This is a genomic window from Treponema sp. OMZ 857 (assembly GCF_024181085.1).
GTDB lineage: Bacteria > Spirochaetota > Spirochaetia > Treponematales > Treponemataceae > Treponema.
Genome location: NZ_CP051147.1, coordinates 15,224 through 31,000, shown reverse-complemented (window position 1 = coordinate 31,000; position 15,777 = coordinate 15,224). Strand labels below are relative to the sequence as shown.

The 15,777-nt window shown below is 41.2% G+C and carries 9 protein-coding genes; 3 read left to right on the top strand and 6 right to left on the bottom strand.

Going from position 1 to position 15,777, the window contains the following annotated elements; all coding sequences use genetic code 11:
• Positions 1 to 135: 135 nt before the first annotated feature.
• Positions 136 to 2,049 carry a molecular chaperone HtpG gene (htpG, locus tag E4N66_RS00100; RefSeq protein ID WP_253728428.1) on the bottom strand — a complete coding sequence of 638 codons (1,914 nt, stop codon included), beginning with the start codon at positions 2,047 to 2,049 and terminating at the stop codon, positions 136 to 138.
• A gap of 316 nt (positions 2,050 to 2,365) precedes the next feature.
• On the opposite strand from htpG, the gene xdh reads away from it, so the two are divergent.
• The gene (gene xdh / locus E4N66_RS00095) at positions 2,366 to 4,981 is read left to right on the top strand and encodes a selenium-dependent xanthine dehydrogenase (protein WP_253728427.1); all 2,616 of its coding nucleotides are present in this window, start codon (positions 2,366 to 2,368) and stop codon (positions 4,979 to 4,981) included.
• A gap of 68 nt (positions 4,982 to 5,049) precedes the next feature.
• Positions 5,050 to 6,585 carry a sacsin N-terminal ATP-binding-like domain-containing protein gene (locus E4N66_RS00090; protein ID WP_253728426.1) on the top strand — a complete coding sequence of 512 codons (1,536 nt, stop codon included), beginning with the start codon at positions 5,050 to 5,052 and terminating at the stop codon, positions 6,583 to 6,585.
• Here E4N66_RS00090 and E4N66_RS00085 read toward each other — a convergent pair.
• Together E4N66_RS00085 and E4N66_RS00080 are read right to left on the bottom strand one after the other, a co-directional pair.
• On the bottom strand, positions 6,557 to 7,129 hold the full coding sequence (locus E4N66_RS00085) for an ISAs1 family transposase (protein ID WP_253728425.1): 573 nt from the start codon (positions 7,127 to 7,129) through the stop codon (positions 6,557 to 6,559). The genes E4N66_RS00090 and E4N66_RS00085 overlap by 29 nt on opposite strands.
• Positions 7,130 to 7,316: 187 nt before the next feature.
• A complete protein-coding gene (locus E4N66_RS00080; protein ID WP_253728090.1) occupies positions 7,317 to 7,652 on the bottom strand; it encodes a transposase family protein in 336 nt (111 codons plus the stop codon).
• A gap of 300 nt (positions 7,653 to 7,952) precedes the next feature.
• On the opposite strand from E4N66_RS00080, the gene E4N66_RS00075 reads away from it, so the two are divergent.
• Positions 7,953 to 10,898, top strand: a complete 2,946-nt coding sequence (locus E4N66_RS00075) for a hypothetical protein (protein WP_253728424.1) — start codon at positions 7,953 to 7,955, stop codon at positions 10,896 to 10,898.
• 134 nt (positions 10,899 to 11,032) lie between these two features.
• On the opposite strand, the gene E4N66_RS00070 is transcribed toward E4N66_RS00075, so the two are convergent.
• From E4N66_RS00070 to E4N66_RS00060, 3 genes are all read right to left on the bottom strand, one after another.
• Complete coding sequence (locus tag E4N66_RS00070; RefSeq protein ID WP_253728422.1) at positions 11,033 to 12,811, bottom strand: P83/100 family protein; 1,779 nt, start codon at positions 12,809 to 12,811, stop codon at positions 11,033 to 11,035.
• 97 nt (positions 12,812 to 12,908) lie between these two features.
• A complete protein-coding gene (locus E4N66_RS00065; RefSeq protein WP_253728421.1) occupies positions 12,909 to 14,621 on the bottom strand; it encodes an outer membrane protein assembly factor BamB family protein in 1,713 nt (570 codons plus the stop codon).
• Positions 14,618 to 15,760, bottom strand: coding sequence for a class I SAM-dependent RNA methyltransferase (locus E4N66_RS00060; protein WP_253728420.1), 1,143 nt, complete (start codon positions 15,758 to 15,760; stop codon positions 14,618 to 14,620). Before E4N66_RS00060 ends, E4N66_RS00065 begins: the two co-directional genes overlap by 4 nt.
• Between the last annotated feature and the right edge of the window lie 17 nt (positions 15,761 to 15,777).

Here is a 15,777-nt window from a genome sequence, read left to right as displayed (position 1 = left end):
ATCACGGAATGCCGACGACTTTTACTGCAATATATCACGAAAAACCGATGAATAAAAGGGGTTTATTACACAAAAATTGAAGATACGATGTAATCCCGATAGAAAGAGAGCCTTTCTATCGGGATTTTTTTTACCTTACCGTGCAAGCAGCTTATTCAAGCGTTTTACAAAGTCGGCGGTATCTTTGAGCGTACTGCCTTCCAGCAGCAGCGCCTGATCTAACAGCACAAATGCGGTGTCGGCAATGAGCGCTTCGTCATCGGTATCCTTGAGCCGCTGCAGAATAGGGTGTTCCGCATTGATTTCCAAAATGGGCTTTACCTCGCCGCGGAGCTGCTGCCCCATTGCCCGCATCATGCGCTCCATCTGCAAGCTCGGATCGTTTTCATCCACGACAATACACGAAGGTGAGTCGGCAAGCCGCTTGGAAAGGCGTACTTCTTTTACCGCATCGCCGAGCGCTGTTTTAATTTTTTCGACAATCGGCTTAAAGTCCTTTTCCTTCTGCTTTGCTTCTTTCTTTTCTTCGTCAGTGCTCAGCTCTTCGTCGGAGCCGGCGCGGTTTGCAGCCTTGAGTTCCCAATCTTTATACTTGCCGACGGAGGGAATCACGATATCGTCAATTTCATCCGGCATAATCAGCACTTCAAAACCCTTCGCCTTGTACGCTTCCAAGTGCGGGGACTGTCTGAGCGCCTTTTCATCGCCGCCGGTGATATAGTAAATCGCCTTTTGCCCTTCCTTCATCCGCTGTACATAGTCGGCAAGGCTCGTCCATGTATTTTCCTCATTCGTTGTTCTAAAGCGGATCAGTTCCAAAAGCTCGTCGCGATGTTCGTAGTCGCTGTATAAACCTTCTTTTAACGGACGGTTGTATTCGGCGATAAAGGTTTCGTATTTTTCTTTATCGGTTTCGGAGAGCTTTTTAAATTCGCCTAAGAGTTTTTTTACCGAGGCGGAGCGGATGTTGTTCAAAATGCGGTTCTGCTGCAGGATTTCGCGGCTGACATTGAGCGGTAAATCTTCACTGTCGATAATACCGCGCACAAACCGCAGATATACCGGCAGCAATTCTTTTTCGTCCTCCGTGATAAACACCCGCTTTACAAAGAGCTTTACGCCGGGCTTATAGTCGGCATGGTACATATCAAAGGGCGCCTTTGCCGGGACATAAAAGAGCGTGGTGTATTCCTGCGTACCCTCCGCCTTGGTGTGGATGTACAGGAGCGGATCCGTAGAATCGTGCGAAAGCGACTTATAAAAATTCTTATAGTCCTCGTCTTTCAGCTCAGACTTCGGTTTTTGCCACAGCGCACTTGCATCGTTAATCTGCTCGCTCTTTGCTGCCTGCGATTTTTCGTTCCCCTTATCATCATATTCTTTGTGAATATAATGGAGGTAAATCGGGAATGCGATATGATCCGAATAGCGTTTGATAATGTCTTCAATCTTCCAGCGGCTTGCAAATTCGGAATCCTCATTGTTCAGGTAGAGGGAGATGCAGGTACCGTTTGCTCCTTCGGGAACGTCATCGATGAGCGGGAACGCCGAATCATCGGTTTGCTCCAGTTCATATTCGCCCTTGCCGTCGGAAATCCACTTCCACACGGTGTTTTCCCCTGCTTTTTTTGAGACCACTTCGATTTTAGATGCAACCATAAAGGCTGAATAAAAACCGACACCGAATTGTCCGATCAGGTTGGAGTCTTTTTTATCTTCCGCGGCAAGCTGCTCCAAAAACGCCTTGGTGCCGGAGCGGGCGATCGTACCGAGGTTGTTTTTGATGTCCTCATCGTTCATACCGATACCCGTGTCGCGGATAGTCAGCGTCGGCGTTGCGGCATCTTCGTTAAACGTAATATCGATACGGGGATTGAATTGCAGATTTTTTAATGCGGCATCCGATACGGTCAGATATTTCAGCTTATCGAGCGCATCGGAGGCATTCGACACCAGCTCCCGCAGGAATATTTCCTTATTTGAATACAGAGAATGGATAATCAGGTGGAGCAGCTGATTAACTTCCGTTTGAAACTCATACTTTGCCATGCTATAACCTCAATATATGTAAGTAATTTTTTTTAATGTACTCAAAATAGTAAAAAACGGCAAATTAGCGTATTCCAATGCAGAGTACGAATATTCACCTTTCCACATAAATCAAACTATTTTTTTGGCATCCTAATTTTCTTTTTTTATTGTTGATTTTTCCATTTTTATCCCTTATACTGATACGGTAGAGTCAGTTCATTGATGAACAGTCTTTAAAAATCTCAATTTTTTAGGGACTTCCCTTAGGTATCTTTTGTGCGTATCCGTTTTGGGTATCCACAATTACATAATATCTTTCCGGATGGAGTATGCTATGGTATCATTAACCGTGAACGGCCGGATTGTTGAAGCCGAAGAAAACCAAAAACTTATTTATTTTTTACGCGATTCACTACGTTTAACTTCCGTTAAAAACGGTTGTATGGAGGGTGCATGCGGAACGTGTACTGTTTTAATAGACGGAAAGCCGATGAAGGCCTGTGTTCAAGTGACCGGTAAATTAGCGGGAAAGACAATTACAACGCTTGAAGGGTTCCCCGAACGCGAGCTTGCCGTATATCAATATGCGTTCGCTCATTGTGGCGCGGTGCAATGCGGTTTCTGTATTCCAGGAATGATTATTTGTGCAAAAGCGTTGATAGACGAAAATCCTAATCCTTCATCCGCGGATGTAAAGCAGGCTATCCGCAATAATATTTGCCGCTGTACCGGCTATGTAAAAATTGAAGAAGCTATTTTGTTGGCTGCCAAGATGCTCCGTGAAAACACGCCCGTGCCGGAAGGAAAAACCGAAACGGCTGTAGGAAGCAGCGCGCTCCGTGTCGATTCATACGCGAAAGCCGCAGGTACAGCCGAATATGCCGACGATATGTATCCGGATGGTATGCTTTACGGAAGCGCGGTACGCACTGCATACCCGCGGGCCAAGATATTGGCTATCAATACCGAAGATGTGGAAAAGATGCCCGGCGTTCATCTTGTAATGACGGCGAAAGATCTTCCCGGTATGCAAAAAATCGGGCACTTAAAAAAAGACTGGGATGTGCTTATTCCCCTCGGCAAAGAGACGCATTATTTAGGGGATGCCATCGTTCTGATTGCTGCCGAAAGCCGCGAGATTTTGGAGGCTGCAAAAAAAGCAGTAAAAATCGAATATGAAGAATTAGCGCCCGTATGCTCCATAGCGGAAGCAATGGCGGAAGATGCGCCTCATGTTCATGAAAGCGGGAACCTCCTTTCAAAAGAACACCTCGTACGCGGCAATGCCGATGAAAAGCTGAAAAATTCGAAATATGTTGTTTCTCACCACTATTCCGTACCTCCCACCGAACATGCCTTTTTGGAGCCGGAAACGGCGGTGGCAAAGCCGGACGGAGAAGGCGGTGTCATTATTTATTCGGGGGATCAAGGTATATATCAAACAAAACGGGAATGTTCGGAAGCGACCGGCTTACCCATCGATAAGGTGCGGGTTATCGCCAAGATGGTCGGCGGCGGCTTCGGCGGCAAAGAAGATATGAGCGTGCAACACCATGCGGCTATCCTTGCGTTAAAGACCGAACGCCCCGTCAAGGTGAGTTTAAGCAGAAAAGAGAGTATGATTATCCACCCGAAGCGACACGCGATGGAGATGGATTTTACACTCGGCTGCGATGAGAACGGCTACCTAACCGGCTTAAAAGCCGTGCTCCATTCGGACACGGGCGCCTATGCCTCCCTCGGCGGGCCGGTACTACAGCGTGCCTGTACCCATGCGGCAGGGCCGTATAATTATCAAGATATCGACATACTCGGCTGTGCATGGTATACCAATAACCCGCCGGCCGGTGCATTCAGAGGATTCGGCGTAACACAAAGCTGCTTTGCCGTTGAATCGTGCATAAACCTATTAGCGGAAAAGGTCGGCATCAGTCCGTGGGAAATCCGCTACCGGAATGCAATCCGTCCCGGGCAGGTTCTGCCGAACGGTCAATATGCCGACGATTCAACCGCTCTTGTACAAACCCTCGAAGCGGTAAAGCCGTATTACGATGCGCATCCGAAAGCCGGTATCGCGTGTGCCATTAAAAACTCCGGTCTCGGGGTCGGCATCCCGGACTTTGGCCGGACAACCCTGCGGCTTCAAGCAGACGGCGTACATATTTATTCGAGCGCGGCTTGTATCGGGCAGGGGGTTGGAACAATCCTCTTGCAGATTGTCAGCGAGGTGCTTAATCTGCCGCGCAGCCTGTTACACTACGAAATACCCGACACCAAGTTTGCTCCCGATGCGGGAGAGACAACCGCCTCGCGTCAGACCGTGTTTACCGGCGAAAGTGCTCGTATGGCTGCTACCGATGTCAAAAGAGCGCTTGAAGAAGAGCTACAAAAGCGCGGCAAAACCGGTTGCCTTTCCGAACACATAGATATACTGCCCGAACTGTTTACCGCCTTGAGCGCCAAAGAGTTTTTTGCGGAATATACCTATCCGACGGACAAACTGGGTTCCGACAAGCCTCATCCGGTAAGTCATGTTGCGTACGGCTATGCAACGCACCTCATCGATTTGGATGAAGAAGGAAAACTTGCGTATGTGGAAGCCGCACACGATGTCGGCCGGGCGCTTAATCCGATTTCGCTGGAGGGGCAGATCGAAGGCGGTGTCGTGATGAGCCTTGGGTATGCGCTGACGGAGGACTATCCGCTGCAAAAGAGTGTTCCGACTGCTAAGTTCGGTACACTCGGCCTGTTTAAAGCACCGCAGGTACCGCCGATAAAGGTGGATATTATCGAACATAACGATAATGAACTTGCTTGTGGCGCAAAGGGAGTCGGTGAAATTGCCAGTATCCCGACAGCACCGGCGGTGGCGCTTGCGTATTACAACCGCGACGGTATTTTTAGAACAAAGTTGCCACTTGAAAATACGCCGTATAGCCGGAAAAAGTAAACGCAAAAAGCCGATTAAACACATGACGTGTTCAATCGGCTGTTTAAATTTTAAATACCGGAGAGAAGGTGAACAGTTTTATTGAAGATGTTGATAAACTACGGGAAATATATTGTCGAACTTATCAGGTTAATAGAACATCATTTTTAGCAGCTTTCAATAGGGAAACAAGACTTGCAGAAGACTATAATGGAAGGCAAATCTTAGAATTGTTACAAAATGCTGATGATGCACATGCCAAAAATGTAAGAATTAAATTAAATAGAATTAATAATACGATTTCAATAGCTAATACGGGAAGGAATGAGGATTCTTTTTCTGTTGCCGGGGTCGAGTCTCTTCTTGTATCAGATTTTAGTCCTAAATCAAAATGGTCAAGTATTGGCAATAAAGGCCTTGGTTTTAGATCCTTAATATCCTGGTGTGATTGTATAAAAATAAAATCAAATAGTTGTTGTTTAACATTCTCAAAAGAAGTTGCATATAATTTTTTAACTTCAAAAATCAAAGACCCAAGCAAAAAAGATAGCGGATTAGGATACTCTGATGATGATATAAATAGTATCAACATGGAAAAGGAATATAAACCCGATTCAGTTTGTTTCCCTATTTTAGGTATACCCAAAATTGATAGTCAAGAAGATTTTTGCTATTCAAAAGACAATAATGAGAATAACTGGATAACAGAAATTGAGCTAACTTATAAAAAAGATCCGGAAATCTTAAAAGCCATTGAATATCAAATATCTGAAAAGGGATTAAATGATAATATTCTGCTGTTCTTAAACAATATCAAGAAGATTATCATCGAAGATGAACTCGGCACTATTAGAGTTATTACCAGTCAAGTGAAAGAAACAATAATTGATGAAGAATATACTTTTTTTGTTAAAGAAATTAATGGAATTTTATGGAATATTTACTCATCTGCAGGTGAGTATCCTGAATACACAAAAGATAATATAAAATTAGCAAACAAAACACCGAAATATTCTGCTATGATTGCATGGAAAGATACTAATTTAGCCATGAATAATCTTTACACCTATTTCCCAACTCAAATAACATTAAAGCTGCCATTCATAATCCATGGTAGTTTTAAAATTGATACAGCAAGAAATCATTTGATTCAGGAGGATGTAGGTTTTAAAAATAACGAATTTATTTTTGATAAAATTATCACTCTTATAGAAAAGGGAATAAGAAAAATTCAATCAAAAACAAAAGAATCCAACTGGGAATCTTTTAAATTTATACAGTCGGAAAATCTGCCACAAGACACAAACTATTTTAATGAAAAACTGGAAAATTTAAAACAAACATTAGCAATATATCCGGCTGTAAATAATACGTACCTTACGAGAGATGCCTATATTTATTATTCTGATGAGTGGAGTGTTTTTTCTTGTAATGAAAAATATAAAAATATTTATTGTGAAATGGTAAAGGCAAAAAATAAAGAAGACCATACTGAAATTATCTCAAAAATATACCCCCCTGATGTCTTAAAACAAAAAATTGAAAAAACACTTGAACTAATGGATGATGGAAATGCTTTAGGAGAGAGGCAGGGCTTCAGCATGAAAAAAGGATCTGAGCTCTAAAATTATCGTCGTAGATGCAAGCGCGCTTGCCCATACTGAGCGTATCCATTTTAGAAAGCATCTTAATTCTATTGTAGACAATTCTTCTGATAATAGCTAGGTTTTCTGCTGCATTCCGGTCAAGAACAGTACAGGCATCATCAGAAAACAACACATCTAAACACCAATGTAAGTTATTTTCTATCGCCCAATGACTGCGTACTCCCTTTGCAAATTGTTTTACATCTGTAAGACTCGTAATAAAATAGCGAATTTCACGGCATTCTTTCCCCTTCCTCGTTACAATGCTTTCGACCATACCGAATGCAGCAAGGTGCTTCCACTCCTTTTTATCTTCAAACCATTCTATGTTGGTATCAAGGCTATATATTCGCCTTTCTATTCTCCCGTGCCCTTTATCAAAGGTCGTATGGACGATCCGAGTCGATGGTGCAGGACTAAGAAAGAAGTCCTTTACCTCCTGCTCCATAAGCGGATGATTTCCTTTAAGAGCCAGAATATAATCATTATCTTTTGCAATCTTTTCACTATTTCTTTCTGACATAGCATTGCATCAGCGGTTATAATGACGCCTTTGATTTTGAGTATCTGTATCAGCCTTTCAGCGATTGGTATTTCGTTCGTCTTTTCGCTGCTGCATTCCATCTGTCCGATAACGACTCCCAATTCATGGCTATAAGCGTGTAACAGATGCAATGGATCTATGCCGACTTCTTTCAACCCGCTTCCTCTTAGACTTTTCCATCTAAACTGACATAACTGCCTACTGGAATATCGAGTTCTTCTTCTATCCAGCGAATAAATACACTTTGAAACTGTTTTGGATCTAACATTCCTAGTACTCGCCGTACCGTATCATATGAAGGCAGTCCATTCGGCAGTTTAAGACCGATAACATCTCGCAACCATTGTTCTTTTAGCCGCGCAAACTCTCGAATCCCATAGATGCTTCGTTCTCCGGCACTTACTCCACACATTACTACCATCAGTATTTCACTTATCGAATGCTTTACTTTCCAGTCTTGCCGACTGTCTTCTACTTGTTCAAATAATATCCCTTCCACCATAACGTTACTTTACTATACTTTTCTTTCATGCTGAAGCCCTGAGGAGAGAGGCTTGAGTTAATTTCAATTTTAAAAGAAATTGATAAGAAGAAAATAATTTTTCAAAATTGGAATGGAAATGAAAAATTTGCATTATTATATTCTGGAGTAGACAAAAATAATAAAGTTATACGTATTTCAAACAATGAAACAGCTTATGTTTATACGGAAAATTCATATAATGAAGTAGATAAATATAAACCTACATATGCTAAATTTTCTTTAGTTGATAGAAATTTAAATAATAGATTATTTTCTAAATTGGATATCGAAAACGAACGAAAAAACGCTCAAAATCCTGACGAATCTTCGCAAAGAACATTAGCAAGATTATTATCAAATTTTATAAAAGTTCAAGAATATAATATTACAGCAATAACAAAAGAAGTACTCAGTCAAACTAAACAACAATTAGATAGTGCTCAAAATTCCCCTGAAGACATTATAAACCAGGAGGTTTATTTCTTATATTTTGCGAATAATAGCTGGAGAAACATTTCTAAAAGACCTGATTACAAAGCTTATTTTTTAGATATTTATTATCAACCCAGATTAGGTTCTGACTTATATTTCTCAGAAACTTATTCATCCCTAGGAAAAATAGTTACAAAATTGTATAAAGAAGTTAATACTTCTTCTGATTATCTTATTTTTAAAGATTATTGGGAATGTTTAAAAGATCAAGAAATTGAAGATATAATAAAATTCTTCTCATATTTTGGTGTTAATAGTTTTATCAATATTGAATCGTTCAAAGCAGTCGATTTAAGAGATTTCAAAAATAGAGATAAACTTTCGGAGTTTGACAAAGCAGTAAAATCAAATGGAAATTATTATGATAATATAGATGCTATAACTACAAATATTGAAAAACTCAATAAGATTACAAATTTAACATCTCTTTTGCTTATTATATATAAATCGTATCCACTAAGAGAAAAATTGTTACACAACAACTATGAATTTTTCAGAAGTACATCGTATATGAAAACCCCATATTCATTTGCATGTTGGCAATTAAGAAAATTACATAAATTTGACAATACATTTGCTCAAGAAAAAAATTCTGCAATTTTTAAATTGCTCAATACGAGTAACCCGATAAACTTAGAAATATTCCAGGAAAATGATATTGCAACTATCATGATTGCACTAGGAGCAAAAAAAGGATTAAAAGACTATGGCATAACCGGAGTGTATGATATTTTACGTATCGTCAAAGACAACTTACCTGATGGGAAATATGTAAAATCGATATATACTGAAGCAAAAAACGCTTTAATGGAACTGGAAAAAGAAGGAAAATCTATTACTCCTCCTGATAATATTTTATATTTTTCAAAAAAAGGTAAATCTCAATCTTATACAAATAATTCAGAAGTATATTATTTTAACGATAAAATTTTGCCCAGCCGAGTTATGAATTCCATTAATATACTTGATATGCCTCTTAGACAAGGTGGAGACGCTATACCAAGACTATTTAATGTAAAGGGAAGAAAAGATGTAAATATCGAAATATATTATAACCAAAATCGCAATAGTATTTTCAATTTAAACTTCCAAGACAAGCTCCAAGAAATAAAACCTTATATTTTTGCACTTCGATTTAAATCAAATGTGAAAGATAAGGATAGTGAAATAAAAAAATTTAATGATTCAGAAATAATTCTTGTTAATCAATTGCTCTATAAATGTGATTTAATTTCAAATGATGTAATAGAATTGGATGACTATGACTTTGTATCGGATATAGATGAGAAACACTTTTACATAAAGATTCCGGAATATGAACAATATTACAATACCCCCCAATTTCAAGATTCGCTTACAGAAATATTTTCAATTATTTTCAACTTATCTGATGAGTCAAAACTTAATGATTTCAGGCTGGTAATATCCCGAATTGCTACGTTAAAGTCATTAACAGATAATGGGTTTCTATTGGATGAAGAAGTTGATGAAAGCCAGAAATATTGCGAATTGAAATATACATTCGATTATAAATTCTGGAAATCTGTTTTTGTGCAAGCAGATAAGTCGCTACCTGAGAAAATTTGGAAGTCAAACAATGAACTCACCGATTATGCCGTTAGCAAACTCGGAATATCTAAACCGAACTTCACTTTAAATGATTTCAATAATAATGCTGGAATTGCATACTTAAATCTTTTAAAACAAAACTTAAATATTGATATTCTTTGTCTTTTGAAAATTAATAAGCTCCCTTTATATAATTTTAATATAAAAAAGTTAAGAGATGCTATTAGTGTTTATGAAAAACAATTTATTACCCTTTGGTGGCAGGAATGTAACTCTGATAGTACAAAACAAAAAGATTATTTTGACCGTATTTATCTATATCGAGAACTAATTGATATAATAGCCTCAAAGCATGATGATGATATTATTAATCCATTAAAATATGATTTAGCATTTGACCCAACTGCAATTTTAAATACTATTATAAAAAAATATACAACTAAAGACAAATGGAATGTGATTGAAATTAATTTTCATATAAATGATTATCAAGAAATTAAAGAGTTGGATGAGTACAAAGACTTCTTCGACTTAAAAGATAATGATAATCGATATTTATTTTACTTTTCCGGTAATAGAGAGATCATAAAAAAACTTATAGAGCCTACGAGATATGAATGCTTTAATAGTGATAATCAAAACTCTCTCCATCCAAGTGCAGAATGGGGAGAAGCCACCGCACCAGAAATCGCCATAACTAATAATAAAGCTGGCAGCCGTCATAAATCGCATGGGTCGTATAATCTCTCGTCTGATAGAGTAAATCAAACTATTGGTGCGACTGCAGAAAATATAGTAATCAAGTACTTTCAGGAGAATAACTATAGTTTCACCGACAGACGAGGCGCCTCAGGAGAATCTAATGGTGATGATTCATTCCATTATGATTTTGAATACTGGAAAAACGATGAACCGCATAGATATTTGGAAGTAAAATACGATGGCGAAATATTTATAAGTTATGAAGAAAAAGAATTTGGACTAAATTTTCAGAATAAATCCTTTTACGATATAGCTTTAGTTGATACAAAAAAACAGAAAATAAAATTTATAGAAAAATTCTTTGAATTTAATCAAGCAGAAGAAACTTTCGAAAATAATAATAAGTTTAGAGCAATTCCTGTTAAATACAAAATTGAAACTAAGTTTAACTTAAAGCAATGATTGAAATCAAAATCAGCACGGATATATTCCCTTTTGTAGTTCAAGAATCAATAATTTTACAAGTAACTAAAACAGCCGATTAAACACATGACGTGTTCAATCGGCTTTTTGCTATTTTGACGGTTGCAAGCTTTTTACTTTATCGCTTCCGCAAGGTTATCCGTATTCAAAAGGCGGATCTTGTTTGCCGTATCTTGTACGAGCAAGCCTTTTTCCGTAACGGTTATCGCCGTGTACGGAAGAACGGTTACCGTCGATTTTGCTTGCATTTCGAGGTTATTGTTGAATCGTGCAAGGTAATTTTTGCCCGATTGTTCAATTACCGCATAGTAGCTGTCATCAACCTGTATTAAAAGACTTTGTGCAGCAACCGGTACTGTTGCCTGTTTGGTCATTTCAAGCGTGCGGGGGTTAATGCCAACAAGTGTAATCATCTGGTTACCGGATTTTGAACCGGCAATCGCGATAAGCGAATCCGTTCCTTCGATCAAAACGCGTCCGCGCACGGTATTCAACGACGAGGTTTTCAGTGTTTTTTCCGTTTTAAGGTCGAGCAGTACCACTTCGGAAAGCATGGAGCCGGAATCAACTACTTTCAGCACAGCACTGGGTAATGCAGATGCAAAAGCCGCCTCATCTTGAGCTTTCCGCTCAGCTCGTTTTTCTTCAATGATTTTCCGAGTATCTGCAGCGACATCCTTCCGGTCGCTTTGAGCTTCTTGTTCTTTTGTATCGGCAAATTGTTTTTCGGAAGAAGCTTCCTGTTCTTTGTCTTGAGCTTTTTTTGCAGCTTCATTGGCGGCTTTCTGCTTTGTATCGGCTTCTTTCTGTTTTGCCGCTGCTTCCTGATCGCCTTTTTTCGCTGCATTTGCTTTTTCGGCAGCAGCTTTATCTTTATTGCTTGCTTCTTGCTTATTTTTTGCTGCTTCCTGTTGTTTCTTTGCAGCCTCTTCAGCAGCTTTACGATCATTCGGGTTTTTCTGAGCCTGCTTCTGCGCTGCTGCCGCATCTTTTTCGGATTGAGCCGCTTTCTTCTTTGCTGCTTCTGCATCTTTTCGGGCTTTTTCCGCATCTTGCTTTGACTGAGTCGCCGCTGTTTTTGATTTGTCCGCTTCTTTTTGTGCGGCTGCAGCTTCATTCCGTTTTGTGTCGGCATCTTTCCGAGCCGCGGCGGCATCCTTCTGTGCAACATCTGCACGGTCGCGGGCGGCACTGCTTTCGCGCTCTTTCAGGTTGATCATGTCTTTGCGTGTTGCGATATCTTTATCATCCTGTTCACGCATCTTGCTAACGACGTTTTTATCGGAGATCGATTTCGTATCGATCGCGCTTAACGTACCGCTATATTTTTGATCGGAAAGCGGGATAACAATCTGTGTCTTTCCCGGCCATTCATCATAGCGCAGGGCAAGACCGGCTTTATCGGCAGTCAAATTCTTGACAACAACCGCTTTATACTTACTTTTGAACATATTCATGTCACCGCGGTATACGGCGTTATAAATTGTTACAAAATGTGCAATCGTATTTGCATCTTTTTCGGAGTATCCGTAAGCACGCCGTAAATAACCGGCGATAATAACTCGTAAGTTGTTGATATGGTCTACTCTTGCTCCGCTTCCGATAATCATGACATCGGCATCGAGACCGGTTTTCACCGACGGATCAACTGCATGGATAACGGCGTAGCGGTTCGTATCGCCGGCACGTCCGCGCTGAGCAGCTCCGGCAAGCGACTCTCCGATTTCAGCGATTGCCCGCAGCGTATCGATTTCGGCATGAGGCCCTGTGTAGTTGATAAATTCAATCGGCGTATTTTCGGCCTGCTTCAGTTCACTTTGATCGACCTCTATTGCAAAAGCCATACTCATAAAGGCAAATGTACAGAGGCATACAAGCGCTATTCTTTTCATTGAACAACCCCTTTCTATGAAGATGATACGAAGAAATTCCAACCCATTAGGACGTATCCTGAAGGAAGAGAGCTTCTCAGTAAAACAAAGTTCAATCCTATTCTACTATAGTTTTTATTTTTTGTCTTGCGTACTGCTTAATATTTTCGGGAAAGGCGCCCGCCGCGATGGTAAACAATGCTTTTACAGCTGAACCTGCGGTCTGTTTATCGCCATATTTTGCAATTTCGGTTAAAGCATCACAGGCTGCATACGCAGGTTCATAAATACGGACTCCGCAGCGTTGCAGTAACAGTTGTATCGATTCGATCGAATGTCCGTCAGGGTCGGCGGCAATAAATCCTAATGCCCGGATGATTGCAACGGCTAAAGTTGGGTCGTATGTTTTTGATGCTTCGCCGAGTAAGATGGTTCGGTATTCCAATGATTCCAATAGTCCAAGCAATTCCGCTGCCCGTGCCCGTTCGTATATCGTAAAATCGTATGGGAAATATGCTGCCCGCTGATTGTTTGTTAAAATTGTTTGCAGAGTAAGTGCGTAGGCTGCTTCATTTGTACCGATTGTTCCTTTGGTAACAGCTTCGTCAATGCTTGATAACAGTGTTCCCGTATCTCCATAGGGGACAAAGAAAGGCAAGGTTTGCGTTTTTTCTTGTGTTTTCAAAATGTGATACTGCGGCAGTACGTCCCGCTGGGGAGAGCTTTGCATAATCTTTGTGTCCAGCCGCCAGCTGTTGATCACCCAATCATTGACGGCAATAAGGATCCCGCTTGGTGTGATAACAGGCAGAAAAGCCGAGGTGAGTATCTTTTGTTCCCGCTTTACGCTTCCCGTTCCACTGATAATTGCCGCTATACTTTTGCAGGCGATGTAATATTCGCCGTCCGTCTTACTGTAATATAACGGAAGTGTAATGCGGCTGTTCAATTTTACCGTCCAAGCGATTTTATTAGAGGTAATATTTCGTGCGGAAACGGTGCCGTCAGCATATACGCATACCAGTTCATCGCCGGAATTTTGCATAAACAGCGGAGCTGTTTCTTGTGTTTGCCAAACTGCAAACCCATCGATTTCTCCCTGCGGCACTAGTGAGGATGTGTTTTTTTCTTGGGAAGCGGTACTGCGGTAATAGGTAAGGATGCCGTCACCGGTGCTCATCACATACCCGCCGGGAGCGGCTGTGAGTGCTGTAATATCTTTTTTTAGTGTTTTTGTATTTAACACCTGTCCGGTAAGCGAAACGGTTACAAAGTCTTTGTTCGTAAGCGTCAGCAGTAATGATGCCGCTCCCGTTTCGCATAATTGCCGTGCCGGCGGAGAAGATAATGTAACCTGCCATTTGAGCTTCCCTTTTATGGAAAAACAGTAAAGATTGGATTTCGTCAGCACGCATATTCTGCCGTCCGTAGTGCTGTAGGGAGCATATAATGCCGGTTCCGGCAGCTGCACCGACCACAGATAAATCCCCTGTCCGGAAACCGCTTGCAGCATCCTCGACGCATCTGCAATAATCAATATTCCCGAATTTGATACGCTTAAAAACGGTTTTATTGTCCGCTCAATATTCCGCCGCCATACAAAGGAGCCGGTGTAATCGATACAGTTAAGCGCCTGATCCGAGCTTAATGTATAAAGATATTCTCCATGTAAGACCGGATCGCAGAGTGTTTCGCCCGCCATAACCGCAGACCACTGCGCTTGTTCTGTTTGTGCGGTTTGTGCAGTAAGCAACCGTGTCGGAATCAGCAAAAACATACATGAAAAGGCTGCTGTAAGTAAGGATGTTAAAAAGCGTTTCGGTTTTGTCATCGTATAAAAATTCCTAAAAGTTCACAGTGATGTGTTTGCGGATAAAAGTCGAATAAATGGTATTCGATAAATCGATACCCCAATGCGGTTAGTTTTTTTGCATCGCGGACAAAGGTTGCGGGATTGCATGAAACATAGTGAATGCGCGGTATTTTTGCTTGCCCCAGATAAGTAAGCGCCCGTTCGTGAATGCCCTGCCGCGGCGGATCGATGATAGCGGCATTATATGTAAGCTGTGCGGCGGGGATGTCCGGCCAATCGGTATCGGAAACGGCATGGAAAAAGCAGCGGCAGGGGCTGTTCTTTTCCGCAATAATCCGGTCGAGGTTTTGCTGTGCCGTCCGCAGCGCCCGTTCATTGTGTTCCACCAAATGAAGCTCGGCTGCTCTGTCCGTTAAAAAAGCGGAAAAGGTGCCGACACCGGCATAAAAATCGAGTATCCGCGTACATGGGGGGATATCCGATACCGGTTCAATCAGTTTTTCCAGCATTGTGATATTCGACTGAAAAAAGCCGAATACGCTAAAGTTCAAAACAGTGTCTTTTACTCGTGCCGAAGCGTCGGGATGAACGGGACTGTATACGTCATCTTGTGCAAAAATATGGTAACGGTCTTGAGCGATTTTTGTACTGCGGGGAAAAAGTTTTTGCAACCCACCTTGTTGTAGAATAGTACGCAAAGCCGGTGTTGCAATGGGGCAGTCGTGTACGGGAACAACCGTGTTGCTCGCAAAGCCGTGCATCCCGATTGTTCCGTTTTTATCTGTATGGAATTGAAACCGATTTCGATATTCCCATGCGGGTCCCGTAATAAAAACCGGCGGACGTTCCGGAGTAATATGTGCTCTGTCGAAAAGCTCTGCAACCATTGCCTGCCGAAGTACTTGTTGAAAGTCGTCATCCGCCATTTGCAGATTACATCCGCCGCAGTGCCCGAAATAAGGACAGGCCGGTTCAATCCGGTGCGGAGAAGGTGTGATGATTTTTTTTATAACCGCTTCGCTGTAATCGCGCTTATTTGCCGTAACGGTAATATCGAGTTCTTCATCGGGGAGTGCAAAAGGGATAAATACCGTTTTTCCATCTATCCGTGCCAGCGCTTTCCCGCCGAATACGATTTTTTCCGTAGTAACTCGCATGAGATGCAGTATACAGG

Coding starts and splice junctions, on each gene's coding strand:
- E4N66_RS00080 (WP_253728090.1), bottom strand. CDS start 7,652: ATGGTGGAAGGGATATTATTTGAACAAGTAGAAGACAGTCGGCAAGAC.
- E4N66_RS00085 (WP_253728425.1), bottom strand. CDS start 7,129: ATGTCAGAAAGAAATAGTGAAAAGATTGCAAAAGATAATGATTATATT.
- E4N66_RS00070 (WP_253728422.1), bottom strand. CDS start 12,811: ATGAAAAGAATAGCGCTTGTATGCCTCTGTACATTTGCCTTTATGAGT.
- htpG (WP_253728428.1), bottom strand. CDS start 2,049: ATGGCAAAGTATGAGTTTCAAACGGAAGTTAATCAGCTGCTCCACCTG.
- E4N66_RS00065 (WP_253728421.1), bottom strand. CDS start 14,621: ATGACAAAACCGAAACGCTTTTTAACATCCTTACTTACAGCAGCCTTT.
- xdh (WP_253728427.1), top strand. CDS start 2,366: ATGGTATCATTAACCGTGAACGGCCGGATTGTTGAAGCCGAAGAAAAC.
- E4N66_RS00060 (WP_253728420.1), bottom strand. CDS start 15,760: ATGCGAGTTACTACGGAAAAAATCGTATTCGGCGGGAAAGCGCTGGCA.